13 protein-coding genes and 3 rRNA genes are annotated in these 19,025 nt (G+C 65.2%); 14 read left to right on the top strand and 2 right to left on the bottom strand.

From position 1 onward, the window contains the following. Positions 1-10 precede the first annotated feature (10 nt). Positions 11-1,285, top strand: a complete 1,275-nt coding sequence (locus AVL59_RS33370) for an MFS transporter (RefSeq protein WP_272481926.1) — start codon at positions 11-13, stop codon at positions 1,283-1,285. A 22-nt stretch (positions 1,286-1,307) separates the two neighbouring features. Beyond that, complete coding sequence (locus AVL59_RS33365; RefSeq protein WP_067312164.1) at positions 1,308-2,201, top strand: hypothetical protein; 894 nt, start codon at positions 1,308-1,310, stop codon at positions 2,199-2,201. Between the two features lie 70 nt (positions 2,202-2,271). On the opposite strand, the gene ptsP is transcribed toward AVL59_RS33365, so the two are convergent. Continuing rightward, a complete protein-coding gene (ptsP, locus tag AVL59_RS33360) occupies positions 2,272-3,942 on the bottom strand; it encodes a phosphoenolpyruvate--protein phosphotransferase (RefSeq protein ID WP_067312162.1) in 1,671 nt (556 codons plus the stop codon). A gap of 78 nt (positions 3,943-4,020) precedes the next feature. Continuing rightward, entirely contained in the window at positions 4,021-4,470 is a 450-nt protein-coding gene (locus AVL59_RS33355) for a PTS sugar transporter subunit IIA (protein WP_067312160.1), read from the bottom strand. A 549-nt stretch (positions 4,471-5,019) separates the two neighbouring features. Between AVL59_RS33355 and AVL59_RS33350 the strand changes: the two genes are divergently transcribed. The 12 genes from AVL59_RS33350 (at position 5,020) to AVL59_RS33295 (ending at position 19,001) form a co-directional block, all read left to right on the top strand. Further along, a 16S ribosomal RNA gene (locus tag AVL59_RS33350) occupies positions 5,020-6,545 on the top strand. Positions 6,546-6,847: 302 nt separating this feature from the next. Beyond that, positions 6,848-9,967, top strand: a 23S ribosomal RNA gene (locus AVL59_RS33345). An 85-nt stretch (positions 9,968-10,052) separates the two neighbouring features. Continuing rightward, positions 10,053-10,169, top strand: a 5S ribosomal RNA gene (rrf, locus tag AVL59_RS33340). Together the 16S, 23S and 5S rRNA genes form the textbook arrangement of a ribosomal RNA operon. A 109-nt stretch (positions 10,170-10,278) precedes the next feature. Beyond that, positions 10,279-10,887, top strand: a complete 609-nt coding sequence (locus AVL59_RS33335; RefSeq protein WP_067312158.1) for a CDP-alcohol phosphatidyltransferase family protein — start codon at positions 10,279-10,281, stop codon at positions 10,885-10,887. Positions 10,888-11,001: 114 nt separating this feature from the next. After that, positions 11,002-13,497 carry a mannose-1-phosphate guanyltransferase gene (locus AVL59_RS33330; RefSeq protein ID WP_067312156.1) on the top strand — a complete coding sequence of 832 codons (2,496 nt, stop codon included), beginning with the start codon at positions 11,002-11,004 and terminating at the stop codon, positions 13,495-13,497. Between the two features lie 129 nt (positions 13,498-13,626). Then, positions 13,627-14,535: a DUF881 domain-containing protein gene (locus AVL59_RS33325; protein WP_208870485.1), complete on the top strand. Its 909-nt coding sequence runs from the start codon at positions 13,627-13,629 to the stop codon at positions 14,533-14,535. Beyond that, on the top strand, positions 14,532-14,864 hold the full coding sequence (locus AVL59_RS33320) for a small basic family protein (protein WP_003988855.1): 333 nt from the start codon (positions 14,532-14,534) through the stop codon (positions 14,862-14,864). Before AVL59_RS33325 ends, AVL59_RS33320 begins: the two co-directional genes overlap by 4 nt. Positions 14,865-14,869: 5 nt before the next feature. Continuing rightward, positions 14,870-15,709 (top strand): DUF881 domain-containing protein, encoded by an 840-nt coding sequence (locus AVL59_RS33315; protein WP_067312152.1) that lies wholly within the window; start codon positions 14,870-14,872, stop codon positions 15,707-15,709. 190 nt (positions 15,710-15,899) lie between these two features. Beyond that, a complete protein-coding gene (locus tag AVL59_RS49745; protein WP_208870484.1) occupies positions 15,900-16,730 on the top strand; it encodes an FHA domain-containing protein in 831 nt (276 codons plus the stop codon). A gap of 38 nt (positions 16,731-16,768) precedes the next feature. Next, positions 16,769-17,506: a transcriptional regulator FtsR gene (ftsR, locus tag AVL59_RS33305; protein WP_067312147.1), complete on the top strand. Its 738-nt coding sequence runs from the start codon at positions 16,769-16,771 to the stop codon at positions 17,504-17,506. Positions 17,507-17,592: 86 nt separating this feature from the next. Then, positions 17,593-18,066 (top strand): bifunctional nuclease family protein, encoded by a 474-nt coding sequence (locus AVL59_RS33300; RefSeq protein ID WP_026253112.1) that lies wholly within the window; start codon positions 17,593-17,595, stop codon positions 18,064-18,066. Between the two features lie 251 nt (positions 18,067-18,317). Continuing rightward, a complete protein-coding gene (locus AVL59_RS33295) occupies positions 18,318-19,001 on the top strand; it encodes a MerR family transcriptional regulator (protein ID WP_208870483.1) in 684 nt (227 codons plus the stop codon). The last annotated feature ends 24 nt before the right edge of the window (positions 19,002-19,025 follow it).

Raw genomic sequence — 19,025 nt, 5'->3', positions numbered from 1 at the left:
AGGGGGATCAGTGGACGCGAAACCACACGCCGCCGACCGGACGCCGCGCATACCCGGAGGCCACGACGGACGCCGGATGCTCCTCATCACCTTCCTCGACCGCATCGGCAGCGGCCTGTGGGCATCCGTCTCCGTCCTCTACTTCACCTACGTGTCAGGCCTGTCCATCGCCCAGGTCGGCACGCTCGCCGCGGTCTCCGGCGCGATCGGCATCGCGGGCGCCCCTCTCGGCGGCCGCGCCGCCGACCGATTTCCCCTCACCCGCGTCCTGATCGCGCTCCAACTCCTGCGCGCCCTCGCCTCCTTCGCCCTGCTCACCACCGACCACTACCTCCCGCTGCTCGCGATCTCCGCGGTCGGAAGCCTCGGCGACCGTGCCTCCAGCGTCCTGACCAGGCTCTATGCCACCCGCGTCGCCGGAGCCGACCGAGTCCGCTACCAGGCGGTCAACCGCACCGCGTCCAACGCCGGCTGGGCCCTGGGCGGCCTCGCCGCGGCGGCCGCACTCACCCTCGGCACCACCACGGTCTACCGCTGGCTCCTCGCCGGTGACGGCCTCTCCTTCGTCACCATCGCGCTCCTCACCCTGACCTGCGCGGAGCCCCCGTCACTCACCCGTACCGTCGCCACCTCCGACGGCGCACCCCGCGACGGCAGGCCGGCCAATCCCTGGCGCGACCGCACCTATCTCGCCTACGTCGCGACCGAGACCGTCCTCAGCCTCGACGACGCCGTCTTCAAGATCGGCCTGCCTCTGTGGATCGCACACAGCCAGGGCGTACCCCACGGCCTCGCACCCCTGCTGCTCGTCCTCAACAGCCTCATGGTGGTGGCACTTCAGGTACCGCTCGCCCGCTACGGCACCTCCACCGCGGCCGCCCGGAACCTTCTCCTCCCGCTGTCGGCGGCCTTCGCCCTCGGCGGCATCACCATGGCCTTCTCCGCCACCGGCGGCACCCTCCAGGCCGTCTGCCTGCTCACCGCCTCGGCCGTCGCCTTCACCCTGGCCGAGATGCTCCACGCCACCGTCTCCTGGGAACTGTCCGTGGCCCTCGCCCCCGGCACCGCCCTCGGCGCCTACCTCGGGGTCCACGGTCTCGCCCAGTCCACCCAGCGCAGCATCGGCCCGCTCGCCGTCGCCGCGGCCATCGCCACCGGACCCCTCGGCTGGACGCTCTTCGGCGTCACCATCGCCCTGACCTGCGCAATCCAGCATCGCCTGGTCCGCGACCCCCTTCAGCGGAGCCCGTTGTCAGTGCCGCCGGTTACTGTGAGTGAGCATTGATCGACCGTGCATTGGGGGAATCATGGCGCACACCGACCATCAGACCATGCGACGCGTCCTGCGCCGCGAGATCGCCGGCACCATCGGCCTGCTCACCGACGAGCACGACTTCCGCGCCATGCGGCGCTACCGCAGCTTCGCCTTCGACGACCACAGCACCTATCTCCAACAGGTGGAAGCCCTCCTCAAGAGCCGCGCGGCCCAAGGCAGCCACACCACCCTGGCCCTCTTCGACCCCGAGGACTACGCCGCATTCTGCGCGGACACCGGCCTCGATCCGGAAGCCCCGGCCAGCCGCACCCGGTTCACCGCGGAACTGGCGGCCATCGGCCCCACCATCCCCTACGACGGCCGCCCCCTCGCCACACTCCTGCCCACCCTCGTCGACGAGGCCGTACGACAGGCCACCTGGGAGTACGCCACCACCCTCCTGACCCGCATGGGACCGTGCCCCACCTGCGGCGAGGACATCGGCCGCGCCGCCTTCACCCGCGCCTCCGATCTCGTCAGCCGCATCCTCGACACCGCCCCACCCGGCGACCGGCACCTCGTCTGCAGCGTCTCCGGACCACCGGAAACACTTGTCTCCGTCCTGCACGCCGACGACGGCACCGAAGGCGCCATCGAGCTCGACGAGGCCGAAGCCCTCGAATTCACCAGCGTCCTGGCCCTGGGCCTCGCCACCAACAGTCCGGGAGGACTCGTCATGCGCATCAGCGTCCCTGACAGGGCCGACCGCGTCCATGGCTGGCGCCTGCGCGGAGGAGGTCTGGAACCATTGACGGCCTCAGAAGTTTTCGACGCCTACTGCACGGACGTCGAAACCGGCGACCTCATCTCACCCGAGTCAGGGGTCGACTACTGCGTGCCGCCCGATCTCGGAGAGGACGGCATGGCACCGGGACACCGGCACTGAACGCGGCAGGGGCGCCCCACCCGACGGCGGGACGCCCCTGAACACCGGAAACAACACTCGCCGGAGGCGGCTACTCGCCGGACAGCACCGCCTGAGCCGCGCTGCGCGCCTCCTCGGCGCTGTCCGACGCGCGCGCGGCAGCGGCGGCCCGCTCGCACTGCGCCAGCGTGTACTTCGCCAGCGTCGCCCGGACATAGGGAATCGACGCCGCACCCATGGACAGGGAGGTGACCCCCAGACCCGTCAGCACACAGGCCAACAGCGGATCGGACGCGGCCTCACCGCACACACCGCAGCTCTTGCCCTCGGCCATGGCCGCCTCGGCGGACAGCGCGACCAGATCGAGTAGCGCGGGCTGCCACGGGTCCTGAAGCCGCGACACCGCACCGACCTGCCGATCCGCGGCGAAGGTGTACTGCGCGAGGTCGTTGGTCCCCAGCGACAGGAACTCGACCTCCTGCAGGATGGAACGGGCCCGCAGCGCGGCCGACGGGATCTCCACCATCGCACCGAACTTGGCCCGCAGCCCCGCAGCACGGCAGGCGTCCGCGAAGGCCTTGGCGTCCGCGCGGTCCGCCACCATCGGCGCCATGACCTCGAGGTAGACCGGCAGCCCCTCCGCGGCCGTCGCCAGCGCGGCCAGCTGCGTACGCAGGATCTCGGGGTGATCGAGCAGAGTCCGCAGACCACGCACGCCGAGGGCCGGGTTCGGCTCGTCCGCGGGGGTCAGGAAGTCCAGCGGTTTGTCCGCACCCGCGTCCAGGACCCGCACGACCACACGGCCCTCGGGGAACGCCTCCAGTACCTGTCGGTAGGCCTCGACCTGCTTCGCCTCGGACGGCGCGTTCTTGCTGTCGTCCAGGAACAGGAACTCGGTACGGAACAGACCGACACCCTCGGCCCCGGCCTCCACCGCGGCCGGCACGTCCGACGGCCCACCGACATTGGCGAGCAACGGCACCTTGTGCCCGTCGGCCGTCGCACCCGGCCCGGTCGAGGCCGCCAGCGCGGCCTTGCGCTCGGCGGCGGCCGCCCGCAGCTCCGCCTGCTTCGCCTCGTTCGGGTTCACGAAGATGTCACCGGTGCTGCCGTCGACGGCGATCACCGTGCCCTCCGCCAGCTCACCGGCACCCGGCAGGGCCACGACGGCCGGAACCCCCAGCGCCCGCGCAAGGATCGCGCTGTGGCTGGTCGGCCCGCCCTCCTCGGTCACGAAACCCAGCACCAGAGCCGGATCCAGCAGCGCCGTGTCGGCCGGAGCCAGGTCCCGCGCCACCAGTACATAGGGCTCGTCACTGTCCGGGACACCCGGCATGGGCACCCCGAGCAGCCGGGCGACGATGCGATTACGCACGTCATCGAGGTCGGCCACGCGCCCGGCGAGGTATTCCCCGGCACTGGCCAGCAACTCGCGGTAGGCCGCGAACGCGTCGTACACCGCACGTTCTGCAGTGCTGCCCACGACGATGCGCCGCTCCACGTCCGCCATGAGCTCGGGGTCCTGGGCCATCATGGCCTGTGCTTCGAGCACGGCCTGGGCCTCGCCCCCCGCCAGATTGCCGCGTGCCATCAGGTCGGCCGCCACGGCGTCCACGGCCTGCCGCGCCCGCCCCTGCTCGCGCTCCGCATCCTCCGCCGGGATCTGCTTGGCCGGCGGCTCGAGCACCGCCGTCCCCATGTGCCGAACCTCGCCGATCGCCACACCGTGGCTCACGCCGACGCCTCGCAGCGTTGTCTCCATCTCACCCGTCTCCGATAGTGCGGCGGGTCCCGCCGCCGCGGTGGTTGTCCTGTACGCCGCCTTACGACGGCACTGCGATCAGTTCCAGGAGAAGAGGCTGTCGCCGGCCTTCACGTCACCGCTGTCACGGAGGTCGGAGAGGGACTCCGTCGTGGCCTCCAGCGCCACGACGGGACACACGGGCGACTTGCCGGCGGCCTCGACCGAAGCGGGGTTCCAGCGCACGATGCTCTGACCGCGCGTCACGGTGTCGCCCTTGTTGACGAGCAGCTCGAAGCCCTCGCCGTTGAGCTGGACGGTGTCGATGCCGAGGTGGGTGAGCACGCCGTGCCCGCTCTCGTCGACCACGACGAAAGCGTGCGGGTGCAGGGAGACGATGACGCCGTCGACGGGCGAAACGGCCTCGGAGGGCTCACGCACGGGGTCGATCGCGGTACCTGGGCCGACCATGGCCCCGGAGAAGACCGGATCCGGCACGGCGGCCAGTCCGATGGCACGTCCGACGAGAGGGGACGTCACGGTGGTCATGGGAAGCCTCCCAGGAGTGGAGCTGCATACAGGCCGTCACTGCCTGTCGCGGACGGCACTGAACAGCAGCGTATGTCATATGAAGTGGCGGTTCCGTTTAGAAGCTACCAGGTAGTGGTCTAGACCACCAGCCCGGTCGATTTGCAACCGCTTCAGGGCCCCGTGTACAGTCGTACTCCTGCTTGAGACGGAGCGACGCGAAAGCGCGTACCTCATTAAGCAGAACCCAAATTCGTCAGATCCTATCTCGGGATCATCTTCCGCATGTCTGCGGGAAGGTGGTCAGAGAGACGGAAAAAGCCTGATAGAGTTTGGAACGCCGAAGGGAAGCCCGGAGGAAAGCCCGAGAGGGTGAGTACAAAGGAAGCGACCGTTCCTTGAGAACTCAACAGCGTGCCAAAAATCAACGCCAGATTAGTTGATACCCCGTCTCCAGCATCTGCTGGGACGAGGTTCCTTTGAAATAACACAGCGAGGACGCTGTGTGCGAGGGGATCATTCCTCCTCTCGCACCGCTCTCGTGGTGTTCATCCCGATTACGGGAAAACATTCACGGAGAGTTTGATCCTGGCTCAGGACGAACGCTGGCGGCGTGCTTAACACATGCAAGTCGAACGATGAAGCCCTTCGGGGTGGATTAGTGGCGAACGGGTGAGTAACACGTGGGCAATCTGCCCTTCACTCTGGGACAAGCCCTGGAAACGGGGTCTAATACCGGATATCACTTTCGCAGGCATCTGTGAGAGTTGAAAGCTCCGGCGGTGAAGGATGAGCCCGCGGCCTATCAGCTTGTTGGTGAGGTAATGGCTCACCAAGGCGACGACGGGTAGCCGGCCTGAGAGGGCGACCGGCCACACTGGGACTGAGACACGGCCCAGACTCCTACGGGAGGCAGCAGTGGGGAATATTGCACAATGGGCGAAAGCCTGATGCAGCGACGCCGCGTGAGGGATGACGGCCTTCGGGTTGTAAACCTCTTTCAGCAGGGAAGAAGCGAAAGTGACGGTACCTGCAGAAGAAGCGCCGGCTAACTACGTGCCAGCAGCCGCGGTAATACGTAGGGCGCAAGCGTTGTCCGGAATTATTGGGCGTAAAGAGCTCGTAGGCGGCTTGTCACGTCGGGTGTGAAAGCCCGGGGCTTAACCCCGGGTCTGCATTCGATACGGGCTAGCTAGAGTGTGGTAGGGGAGATCGGAATTCCTGGTGTAGCGGTGAAATGCGCAGATATCAGGAGGAACACCGGTGGCGAAGGCGGATCTCTGGGCCATTACTGACGCTGAGGAGCGAAAGCGTGGGGAGCGAACAGGATTAGATACCCTGGTAGTCCACGCCGTAAACGGTGGGAACTAGGTGTTGGCGACATTCCACGTCGTCGGTGCCGCAGCTAACGCATTAAGTTCCCCGCCTGGGGAGTACGGCCGCAAGGCTAAAACTCAAAGGAATTGACGGGGGCCCGCACAAGCAGCGGAGCATGTGGCTTAATTCGACGCAACGCGAAGAACCTTACCAAGGCTTGACATACACCGGAAAGCATTAGAGATAGTGCCCCCCTTGTGGTCGGTGTACAGGTGGTGCATGGCTGTCGTCAGCTCGTGTCGTGAGATGTTGGGTTAAGTCCCGCAACGAGCGCAACCCTTGTTCTGTGTTGCCAGCATGCCCTTCGGGGTGATGGGGACTCACAGGAGACCGCCGGGGTCAACTCGGAGGAAGGTGGGGACGACGTCAAGTCATCATGCCCCTTATGTCTTGGGCTGCACACGTGCTACAATGGCCGGTACAATGAGCTGCGATACCGTGAGGTGGAGCGAATCTCAAAAAGCCGGTCTCAGTTCGGATTGGGGTCTGCAACTCGACCCCATGAAGTCGGAGTTGCTAGTAATCGCAGATCAGCATTGCTGCGGTGAATACGTTCCCGGGCCTTGTACACACCGCCCGTCACGTCACGAAAGTTGGTAACACCCGAAGCCGGTGGCCCAACCCCTTGTGGGAGGGAGCTGTCGAAGGTGGGACTAGCGATTGGGACGAAGTCGTAACAAGGTAGCCGTACCGGAAGGTGCGGCTGGATCACCTCCTTTCTAAGGAGCACTTCTTACCGGGTTCGCTCGGTCAGAGGCCAGTACATCGGCGAATGTCCGGTGCTGGTTGCTCATGGGTGGAACGTTGATTATTCGGCGCTTCTCGGATTGCTTCTCCTCCTAGTACTGCTTCGGCGTGGAACGGATGAGGGAAGAGGCGAGGGTGTCGGGCACGCTGTTGGGTGTCTGAGGGAATGGATTTTTCCTCAGTCGCCGGCCCCAGTGAACTCGGACCTGATTGGTTCGGGGTGATGGGTGGCTGGTCGTTGTTTGAGAACTGCACAGTGAACGCGAGCATCTGTGGCCAAGTTTTTAAGGGCGCACGGTGGATGCCTTGGCACCAGGAACCGATGAAGGACGTGGGAGGCCACGATAGTCCCCGGGGAGTCGTCAACCAGGCTTTGATCCGGGGGTTTCCGAATGGGGAAACCCGGCAGTCGTCATGGGCTGTCACCCGCTGCTGAACACATAGGCAGTGTGGAGGGAACGAGGGGAAGTGAAACATCTCAGTACCCTCAGGAAGAGAAAACAACCGTGATTCCGGGAGTAGTGGCGAGCGAAACTGGATGAGGCCAAACCGTATGCGTGTGAGACCCGGCAGGGGTTGCGCATGCGGGGTTGTGGGATCTCTCTTCTGTTGTCTGCCGGCAACAGGACGAGTCAGAAACCGTTGATGTAGGCGAAGGACATGCGAAAGGTCCGGCGTAGAGGGTAAGACCCCCGTAGTCGAAACGTCAGCGGCTCGTTTGAGAGACACCCAAGTAGCACGGGGCCCGAGAAATCCCGTGTGAATCTGGCGGGACCACCCGCTAAGCCTAAATATTCCCTGGTGACCGATAGCGGATAGTACCGTGAGGGAATGGTGAAAAGTACCCCGGGAGGGGAGTGAAATAGTACCTGAAACCGTGTGCCTACAAGCCGTGGGAGCGTCGGATGCAGCTTGCTGCATCTCGTGACTGCGTGCCTTTTGAAGAATGAGCCTGCGAGTTTGCGGTGTGTTGCGAGGTTAACCCGGGTGGGGAAGCCGTAGCGAAAGCGAGTCCGAATAGGGCGTTTTAGTAGCACGCTCAAGACCCGAAGCGGAGTGATCTAGCCATGGGCAGGTTGAAGCGGAGGTAAGACTTCGTGGAGGACCGAACCCACCAGGGTTGAAAACCTGGGGGATGACCTGTGGTTAGGGGTGAAAGGCCAATCAAACTCCGTGATAGCTGGTTCTCCCCGAAATGCATTTAGGTGCAGCGTCGTGTGTTTCTTGCCGGAGGTAGAGCACTGGATAGGCGATGGGCCCTACCGGGTTACTGACCTTAGCCAAACTCCGAATGCCGGTAAGTGAGAGCGCGGCAGTGAGACTGTGGGGGATAAGCTCCATGGTCGAGAGGGAAACAGCCCAGAGCATCGACTAAGGCCCCTAAGCGTACGCTAAGTGGGAAAGGATGTGGAGTCGCACAGACAACCAGGAGGTTGGCTTAGAAGCAGCCACCCTTGAAAGAGTGCGTAATAGCTCACTGGTCTAGTGATTCCGCGCCGACAATGTAGCGGGGCTCAAGCGTACCGCCGAAGTCGTGTCATTGCAGCGTATAGCCCCAACGGGTGCTGTGATGGGTAGGGGAGCGTCGTCTGCCGGGTGAAGCGGCACTGGAAGGTAGTCGTGGACGGTTGACGAGTGAGAATGCAGGCATGAGTAGCGATACAAACGTGAGAAACGTTTGCGCCGATTGACTAAGGGTTCCTGGGTCAAGCTGATCTGCCCAGGGTAAGTCGGGACCTAAGGCGAGGCCGACAGGCGTAGTCGATGGATAACCGGTTGATATTCCGGTACCCGCTGTGAAGCGTCAAACATTGAATCAGGCGATGCTAAGTCCGTGAAGCCGTTCCGGACCCTTCGGGGAAAGGAAAGTGGTGGAGCCGACGAACCAGACTTGTAGTAGGTGAGTGATGGGGTGACGCAGGAAGGTAGTCCAGCCCGGGCGGTGGTTGTCCCGGGGTAAGGGTGTAGCCCGAGTGGTAGGTAAATCCGCCACTCATGCAGGGTGAGACCTGATGCCGAGCCGATTGTGGTGAAGTGGATGATCCTATGCTGTCGAGAAAAGCCTCTAGCGAGTTTCATGGCGGCCCGTACCCTAAACCGACTCAGGTGGTCAGGTAGAGAATACCGAGGCGTTCGGGTGAACTATGGTTAAGGAACTCGGCAAAATGCCCCCGTAACTTCGGGAGAAGGGGGGCCATTCCTGGTGAGGGGACTTGCTCCTCGAGCTGGGGGTGGCCGCAGAGACCAGCGAGAAGCGACTGTTTACTAAAAACACAGGTCCGTGCGAAGCCGTAAGGCGATGTATACGGACTGACGCCTGCCCGGTGCTGGAACGTTAAGGGGACCGGTTAGCTCCATTTCGGTGGGGCGAAGCTGAGAACTTAAGCGCCAGTAAACGGCGGTGGTAACTATAACCATCCTAAGGTAGCGAAATTCCTTGTCGGGTAAGTTCCGACCTGCACGAATGGCGTAACGACTTCTCGACTGTCTCAACCATAGGCCCGGTGAAATTGCACTACGAGTAAAGATGCTCGTTTCGCGCAGCAGGACGGAAAGACCCCGGGACCTTTACTACAGTTTGATATTGGTGTTCGGTTCGGCTTGTGTAGGATAGCTGGGAGACTTTGAAGCAGGCACGCCAGTGTTTGTGGAGTCGTCGTTGAAATACCAGTCTGGTCGTGCTGGATGTCTAACCTGGGTCCGTGATCCGGATCAGGGACAGTGTCTGATGGGTAGTTTAACTGGGGCGGTTGCCTCCTAAAGGGTAACGGAGGCGCCCAAAGGTTCCCTCAGCCTGGTTGGCAATCAGGTGTTGAGTGTAAGTGCACAAGGGAGCTTGACTGTGAGACCGACGGGTCGAGCAGGGACGAAAGTCGGGACTAGTGATCCGGCGGTGGCTTGTGGAAGCGCCGTCGCTCAACGGATAAAAGGTACCCCGGGGATAACAGGCTGATCTTCCCCAAGAGTCCATATCGACGGGATGGTTTGGCACCTCGATGTCGGCTCGTCGCATCCTGGGGCTGGAGTCGGTCCCAAGGGTTGGGCTGTTCGCCCATTAAAGCGGTACGCGAGCTGGGTTTAGAACGTCGTGAGACAGTTCGGTCCCTATCCGCTGTGCGCGTAGGAATATTGAGAAGGGCTGTCCCTAGTACGAGAGGACCGGGACGGACGAACCTCTGGTGTGCCAGTTGTTCTGCCAAGGGCATGGCTGGTTGGCTACGTTCGGGAGGGATAACCGCTGAAAGCATCTAAGCGGGAAGCCTGCTTCGAGATGAGTATTCCCACCTCCTTGAGAGGGTAAGGCTCCCAGTAGACGACTGGGTTGATAGGCCAGATATGGAAGCCCGGTAACGGGTGGAGTTGACTGGTACTAATAGGCCGAGGGCTTGTCCATTGATGCTCGCGTTCACTGTGTTGGTTCTGAAACCACGAACAGCCCCGCTGTGACAGGCGGTGCGGCGTTCACAGTTTCATAGTGTTTCGGTGGTCATAGCGTGAGGGAAACGCCCGGTTACATTCCGAACCCGGAAGCTAAGCCTCACAGCGCCGATGGTACTGCAGGGGGGACCCTGTGGGAGAGTAGGACGCCGCCGAACTCCTTTTACAGCTCCGGCTCTTGGGCACACCGCCCAGGAGCCGGAGCTTTTTTGCGTTGAGGTAAGGTCAGGGGGCATCGTTGGCTCGTTTCGCACAGGAGGCCCCCGGGTGGAGGTCCAGGAGACCCGCGTCCAGACAGACCGGGTCCTCACCATCCCCAACATCCTCAGCATGGCACGGCTCGTCGGCGTACCCCTCTTCCTCTGGCTGATCCTCAGGCCTGAGTTCGGGGGTCCCAACAGCGATCGCTGGGCTCTCCTCTTGCTGGCCTTCAGCGGGATCAGTGACTATCTGGACGGCAAGCTCGCCAGGCGCTGGAATCAGATCAGCAACCTCGGCCGGCTCCTCGATCCCGCTGCCGACCGGCTGTACGTTCTCTCCACGCTCGTGGGCCTCACCTGGCGCGAGATCCTGCCGATCTGGCTGACCGGCCTTCTGCTGGCGAGAGAGCTGATGCTGCTGGTGATGGTGGGGATCCTCAGGCGTCATGGTTATCCGCCGCCACAGGTGAACTTCCTGGGGAAGGCCGCGACCTTCAACCTGATGTACGCCTTCCCGCTCCTGCTTCTCAGCGACGGAAACGGATGGATCGCGTCACTCGCTGCCATTTTCGGATGGGCGTTCGCAGGGTGGGGTACAACCCTCTATTGGTGGGCAGGAGTGCTCTACGTGGTACAAGTCCGCCGCCTGGTGCGTGCGGACGCCACGGCCGATTGAGCTCGTTGATTGTCCGGACATAGTGGCCCGATGGCCCGCTGCCCGAATCTGCGGGACAATCAGGACGGGTGAAGTCGGCTAGACCGTCGTCTCTTTTAGGAGGACGCTTCCGACATGAAGGCCGTCGTGATGGCCGGTGGCGAAGGCACTCGCCTTCGCCCTATGACCTCCAGCATGCCCAAGCCGCTCCTGCCTGTGGTGAACCGCCCGATCATGGAGCATGTGCTACGGCTGCTCAAAAGGCATGGGCTCAACGAGACCGTTGTCACCGTGCAGTTCCTGGCATCGCTCGTCAAGAACTACTTCGGCGACGGCGAAGAGCTCGGAATGGAGCTCACATATGCCAATGAGGAGAAGCCACTCGGTACCGCCGGAAGCGTCAAGAACGCCGAAGAGGCGTTGAAGGACGATGCTTTCCTCGTCATCTCCGGTGATGCCCTGACCGACTTCGACCTCACCGACCTGATCAATTTCCACAAGGAGAAGGGCTCGCTGGTCACGGTCTGTCTGACCCGGGTGCCCAATCCGCTGGAATTCGGGATCACCATCGTCGACGAGGAAGGCAAGGTCGAGCGTTTCCTCGAGAAGCCGACGTGGGGTCAGGTCTTCTCCGACACGGTCAACACGGGCATTTATGTCATGGAGCCAGAGGTCTTCGACTACGTCGAGCCCGATGTGCCCGTCGACTGGTCCGGTGACGTCTTCCCGCAGTTGATGAAGGAAGGCAAGCCCATCTACGGCTATGTCGCCGAGGGCTACTGGGAGGACGTCGGCACCCACGAGAGCTATGTGAAGGCGCAGGCCGACGTCCTGGAGGGCAAGGTCAACGTCGACATCGACGGCTTCGAGATATCCCCGGGCGTCTGGGTCGCCGAGGGTGCCGAGGTGCATCCCGACGCCGTGCTCCGCGGGCCGCTCTACATCGGCGACTACGCCAAGGTGGAGGCCGGCGCGGAAATTCGCGAACACACCGTGGTGGGGTCCAACGTCGTTGTCAAGAGCGGTGCCTTCCTGCACCGGGCCGTCGTACACGACAATGTGTACGTGGGTCAGCACAGCAATCTGCGTGGCTGTGTCGTCGGCAAGAACACCGACATCATGCGAGCCGCCCGGATCGAGGACGGGGCGGTTATCGGGGACGAGTGCCTGATCGGTGAAGAATCGATCGTTCAGGGCAATGTCAGGGTCTATCCGTTCAAGACCATCGAGGCCGGTGCCTTCGTCAACACCTCGGTCATCTGGGAGTCCAGAGGACAGGCCCAGCTGTTCGGCGCCCGTGGTGTGTCCGGAATCCTGAACGTGGAGATCACTCCCGAACTGGCCGTGCGGCTGGCGGGTGCCTATGCGACCACGCTGAAGAAGGGCTCCACGGTCACCACGGCCCGCGACCACTCGCGGGGCGCCCGTGCGCTCAAGCGGGCCGTGATCTCCGCCCTGCAGGCCAGCGCCATCGACGTACGAGACCTGGAGAACGTGCCGCTGCCCGTGGCGCGCCAGCAGACCGCGCGAGGCAGCGCCGGCGGCATCATGATCCGGACCTCGCCGGGCGTGCCCGACTCCGTCGACATCATGTTCTTCGACGGACAGGGCGCGGACCTGTCGCAGGGCGGTCAGCGCAAGCTCGACCGGGTGTTCGCGCGACAGGAGTACCGCAGGGCGTTCCCCGGCGAGATCGGCGACCTGTACTTCCCGGCGAGCGTCTTCGACTCGTACACCGGCTCCCTGCTCAGGAACGTCGACACCACCGGGATCGCGGAGTCGGGCCTGAAGGTCGTCGTGGACGCCTCCAACGGAAGTGCCGGTCTCGTCCTGCCGAGCCTGCTCGGCAAGCTCGGTGTGGACTCGCTGACCATCAATCCCGGCCTGGACGAGTCCAGGCCCACGGAGACGGAGGAGATGCGCCGGAACGGGCTGATCCGCCTCGGCGAGATAGTGGCGTCCTCCGGGGCCGCCTTCGGTGTCCGGTTCGACCCCGTCGGCGAGCGGCTGTCGCTCGTGGACGAGAAGGGCCGGATCATCGAGGACGACCGGGCGCTGCTGGTGATGCTGGACCTGGTGGCGGCCGAGCGGCGCAGCGGCCGGGTGGCGCTGCCGGTGACCACGACCAGGATCGCCGAGCAGGTGGCCGCCTATCACGGCACTCAGGTCGAGTGGACCACCACCTCTCCCGACGACCTCACGCGCGTGGGGCGTGAAGAGGGCACCATCTTCGGTGGCGACGGCAAGGGCGGCTTCATCGTCCCCGAGTTCAGCAGCGTCTACGACGGCACGGCGGCCTTCGTACGGCTGATCGGACTGGTGGCGCGCACGCAGCTCACCCTGAGCCAGATCGACGCACGGATTCCACGGGCGCACGTCCTCAAACGGGACCTGGCGACCCCGTGGGCTGTCAAGGGTCTGGTGATGCGGCGTGTCGTCGAGGCGGCCGGAGATCGCTTTGTCGACACGACCGACGGTGTGCGGGTCGTGGAGACCGACGGCCGCTGGGTGATGGTGCTGCCCGACCCCGCCGAGGCGGTCACCCACCTGTGGGCCGAGGGGCCCGACGATGCCGGAGCGCAGGCCCTGCTGGACGAATGGTCGGCCGTGGTGGACAGCGCCGGGCGCTAGAACCGGGCAGCCCGGAGGGCGAAAACCACTGCACGCGTGCGTGCCGGACAAGTGTCCCCAAGGGGGCCTGTCCGGCACGCCGGTGGGGCCATTCGGAGGTACTGCTCGCGACATGCGACGATGTGCGGCATGCCGCAGCAACCCCCCGTTCGGAGCAGCCCCCCGCGGCCGCAGCGTCCGGACGCCTCCATGTCGTTGATCACCAACGTCATGGACCACAGCCTCGACGACGGGTACGCCGAGGCCGCTGCCCGGAGGAAGTCCGAGGGGGAGGGCGGGCTGCCGAAGACTCTCAGGGCGAAGCTGGGTCTGGCGGCCGGGCTGGTGCTCGCGGCGCTGGTTGTGACCGTAGGGGCGGCGCAGGCGCGTGTGGCGGCGCCCGTGGTGGCCAAGGAGCGTCAGGAGCTGATCGACCGGATCGACCGGGAGACCTCGGGCGCGGACAAGCTGGAGAGCAATGTCGACACACTGCGTGACGACGTCAGCGCGCGCCAGCGGGCGGCTCTGAAGCGGAGCGGCGGCAGTGCCGAGGCGGACCTGGTGAGTGTCCTGTCGGGCGCCACCGCGGTGCACGGCCCCGGGGTCAAACTCGTCGTGAACGACGCCAAGGAGGCCAGCACCGGCGGTGACGGCAGCAATCCCCGTGAGACCTCGGGTTTCTCCGACACCGGGCGCGTGCGCGACCGCGACATGCAGCGGGTGGTCAACGGACTGTGGTCCTCCGGGGCCGAGGCCGTCTCCATCAACGGACAGCGGCTGACCGCCCTGTCGGCGATCAGAGCCGCGGGTGACGCGATACTGGTCGACAACAGACCGCTGGTGCCGCCGTACACGGTGCTGGCGGTGGGGGACGGGAAACAGCTGAACACCGGGTTCCAGAACAGTGCCGACGGGCTGTACCTGCACGCCCTGGAGCAGGACTACGGGATCCGCGCGACCATCTCCGCGCAGGCTGACGTCCGGTTGCCCGCCGCACCCAGTGTGATCGTACGTACAGCACAGCCGAAAGCCGAGAAGACTGAGAAGGGCACATCGTGATCGCCGTACTGGGCCTCGTCGTGGGAGTCGTGGCCGGCCTGTTGGTCCGGCCTGAGGTTCCGGCGGTCGTCGAGCCTTATCTGCCGATCGCCGTCGTGGCGGCGCTGGACGCCGTGTTCGGTGGTCTGCGGGCCATGCTCGACGGGATCTTCGACGACAAGGTCTTCGTGGTGTCGTTCCTGTCGAACGTCGTCGTGGCCGCACTGATCGTGTTCCTGGGGGACAAGTTGGGTGTGGGCGCGCAGCTGTCCACGGGTGTCGTCGTGGTCCTGGGTATCCGGATCTTCTCCAACGCCGCGGCGATCCGGCGGCACGTCTTCCGGGCGTGAGAACGATGAGCAACCAGGAGGAGCAGCCGGAGAACAGGCTGCGCAAGGAACTGCCCGACGAGGTGCCGGCCGCGGCCGCCGAGCAGCCCGGACAGGCGCCGGCCGAGAGCGGTGAGCCGCCGCTCACCGGGCGCCAGCGGCTGGTCAAGGGCCTGTGGCCGCTGCGTGTCACGCGGGCCCAACTCATCGTCGCCCTGCTGTTGTTCGGGCTCGGGTTCGGTCTGGCCGTGCAGGTGGCGTCGAACAGCGACAGCGACAGCGCGCTGCGCGGCGCACGTCAGGAAGATCTTGTTCGCATCCTCGATGAACTGGATTCGCGTACTCAGCGTCTAGAGGACGAGAAGCAGGGACTCGAAAAGCAGCGCTCGGAGCTGCAGAGCAGCTCCGACCAGGCTGCGGAGGCACGCAAGCAGACGGCCGAGAAGGAGAGGCAACTCGGCATTCTGGCGGGCACCGTGGCGGCGCAGGGTCCCGGCATCACGATGACGATCGAGGACACGAAGGGGACGGTCAAAGCGGACATGCTGCTCGACGCGATCCAGGAGCTGCGCGCGGCCGGCGCGGAGGCGGTCGAAGTCAACGGGGTACGGGTGGTCGCGAGCACCTACTTCACCGACTCGGACAAGGGTGTGAGCGTCGACGGGAACAAGATCAATGCTCCCTATCGTTTCCAGGTCATCGGCAAACCGCAGGATCTCGAACCGGCGCTGAACATCCCGGGAGGCGTGGTGCAGACGCTGGAGAAGGAGCAGGCCACGGTGACCGTGGAGCGGTCGAGCAAGATCGTCGTGGACGCCTTGCGACAGGCGAAGCAGCCTGACTACGCTCGGTCGTCCTCCCAGTGAACCGGCGGTGCATGGGGGACGTCCGGCAGGGGCATGAGGTTGCGGGGGGTCGGCGCACTGAAGGGGTGGTGCGTGGTGGAAACTGTCTGGTGGATACGGACGTTGTGAGGATGTCCGGGTCGGCCGGTGTAGGCAATCAGGGTTCGTCCTGCCCCACGGGCGGGTCTGTTTCGGTCAAGGGGAATCGCCCGTGAAGTTGTTTGCGAAGTTGTTCGGCAAGAGCGCGCGAGAGGGCAGCGGCAACGCGACCGCTCGTCATCGCGCACAGCCTGACGCAGAGGGTCAGCGCCCACTGTTCCGTGACCAGGTCGCTGGTCCGGGCGGTGACATTTCCGGAGGTCAGGGCGCGGCGTCTGTTGACCCTGCGCAGTCCGGCGGCATAGGTTTCGGGCAACCGTCAACCTCAAGTGCGGGTGGAGGGTTTACCTCCGACCCGTACGCGTCCAATGCCCCGTCGGGACAGCCGCGGCAGGAGGATCCGTCCATGTCGGCCCTGGTATGTACGAGGTGCGGTAACCGCAATGCGGAGAACGCCCGGTTCTGCTCCAACTGCGGTGCGCCGCTGCGCGCCGGTGTGGCACCGGAGCGCGCCTCGGAGACTACGTCCACGATCTCCATCTCGGGCCTCGAGGCCTACGACGCCGAGGTGACCGGTCAGACGCCGGTCCCGATGCTCTCGCCCGAGGCGCAGGCAGCGGTCGACGCGCTGCCGATGGGCTCGGCGCTGCTCGTGGTGCGCCGGGGTCCGAACTCGGGCAGCCGTTTCCTGCTGGACAGCGACCTGACCACTGCCGGCCGTCATCCGCAGAGCGACATCTTCCTGGACGACGTCACGGTCTCGCGGCGGCACGTGGAGTTCCGGCGCGCGCAGGACGGCTCGTTCTCGGTGGCCGACGTGGGCAGTCTGAACGGCACGTACGTCAACCGCGAGCGGATCGACCAGGTCGCCCTCTCGAACGGTGACGAGGTGCAGATCGGCAAGTACCGGTTGGTCTTCTACGCGAGCCGGCAGGGTATCTGACCCCCGGATCCCGTCCGGGGGGACCTCAGGGAAGGTCCATGCTTCAAACACCGAGCGGCGGTGCCCGAAGCGGTGCCGCCGCCGCGGACAGTGGGCTGATGAGCATCGGCACGGTGCTGAACGCGCTGCGCGACGAGTTCCCCGAAGTCACCATCTCCAAGATCCGCTTCCTGGAGTCGGAGGGGCTCATCGAGCCGCAGCGGACCCCCTCGGGGTACCGCAAGTTCAGCGCCGGGGACGTCGAGCGCCTGGCTCACGTCCTGAGGATGCAGCGGGACCACTATCTGCCGCTCAAGGTGATCCGCGAGCACCTGGAGGCCATGGAGCGGGGCGAGGCCGTCCAGCTGCCCGTGGTGGGGCGCCAGCGCACCGGGGAGGACGTACCGGAGCAGGTCGAGCGGCCCACGGTCGCCCGGGTCGGCCGGGCGGCGCTGCTGGCGGCCGCCGGCATCGACGAGGGTGAACTCCGGGAGTGGGAGTCCTACGGGCTCATCGCTCCTCTGGAGGACGGGGCGTACGAGGCCGAGGCCGTCACCGTGGCCTCGCTCGTCGCCGAGCTGGGACGGTTCGGGATCGAGCCGCGCCACCTGCGGGTGATGAAGGCCGCGGCAGACCGTGAGGCGGGTCTCGTGGACCAGGTGGTGGCTCCTTTGAAGCGTCACCGCAACCCGCAGACCAGGGCCCACGCCGAGGCCCGTACGAAGGAGCTGGCGGCGCTCACGACAAAGCTGCATGCTGCACTGGTACAGACCGCTCTCGGGGTGCGGCTGCCCTGACCGGCGGGGTGTCCCTTACGGCCGGATCGGGCACCTGTTCCCGGCCCGACTACCCAAACGTCCCGGGCACGGCCTAGGGTTGCTGTGTGAACGAGCTCGATGTCGTAGGTGTCCGGGTCGAAATGCCCTCCAACCAACCGATCGTGCTCCTGCGCGAAGTGGGAGGCGACCGTTACCTCCCCATCTGGATCGGGCCGGGGGAGGCGACGGCGATCGCCTTCGCCCAGCAGGGCATGGCCCCCGCGCGGCCGCTGACCCACGACCTGTTCAAGGACGTGCTGGAGGCCGTCGGCCAGGAGCTGACCGAAGTGCGCATCACGGATCTGCGTGAGGGCGTCTTCTACGCGGAGCTGGTCTTCGCCAGCGGGGTCGAGGTGAGTGCCCGTCCCTCCGACGCCATAGCGCTCGCCCTGCGCACCGGAACGCCGATCTACGGCAGTGACACGGTGCTGGACGACGCCGGCATCGCGATTCCGGACGAGCAGGAGGACGAGGTGGAGAAGTTCCGCGAGTTCCTCGACCAGATCTCGCCCGAGGACTTCGGCACCAGCAGTCAGTGAGGCGGGCCCGGCCGGGTGACCCGAAGGGTCTGTGGCCGGCCCGTCGGCGCCCGGTGTCATGGCAATTGCCAGCGGCTATTGAGAGCGTCCTACGGCTTCCCGCGAAAGCATTCGGCTAGCCTTTCCCCGCGGTGGGGCACGGGAAACCACTCCTAGGGTGATTATCACTCGGCGTGCCGAGTGTGGCGATCGTTGACGCACCCCTGGTGACTGCCTACCGTCGAGAAGGCAGGTCAAGGACGGAGGTCGGCGTGAGAACGAGCGGCGACGGTACGGTTGGGGGTGCCCCCGGACACGGTCTCGGGGCGAGCGGTCCGTACCCTCCCCCAAGCTCTCAGCTGCGTTCCGGCAGGGGGTACTCCCATCCCGGCAACGCGGTGGATCACGCCCAGCAGCGACCGACGGCGGTGCCGAACGGCGGAGGGGCGGCGTCCATGACGTCCGAGGAGATCGGCTACCGCGGGCCCACGGCCTGCGCGGCCGCCGGCATCACCTACCGGCAACTCGACTACTGGGCCCGCACCGGCCTCGTCGAGCCGAGCGTGCGGCCCGCCTACGGGTCGGGCACCCAGCGTCTCTACAGCTTCCGGGACATCGTCGTCCTGAAGATCGTGAAGCGGTTCCTGGACACAGGGGTCTCGCTGCAGAACATCCGCTCGGCGGTCCAGCACCTCAGAGAACGCGGTTTCCGCGATCTGGAGCGCATGACCCTCATGAGCGACGGTGCCACGGTCTACGAGTGCACCTCGCCGGACGAGGTCCACGCCCTTCTCCAGGGCGGTCAGGGCATCTTCGGGATCGCCGTCGGGGTGGTCTGGCGGGATGTGGAAAGCGCGCTCTCCCAGCTGCACGGCGAGCGCATCGACACCGGGGAGACCCTGGTCGGGCACAACCCCGCGGACGAACTGGCACGCCGCCGCAACCGGGCGGTCTGAGCGCGGGTCCGGTACATGGCATCC

The sequence above is a fragment of the Streptomyces griseochromogenes genome, from assembly GCF_001542625.1.
Lineage (GTDB): Bacteria > Actinomycetota > Actinomycetes > Streptomycetales > Streptomycetaceae > Streptomyces > Streptomyces griseochromogenes.
Note: the sequence above shows the minus strand (reverse complement) of the source record. Positions and strands in the feature narration are given on the sequence as shown.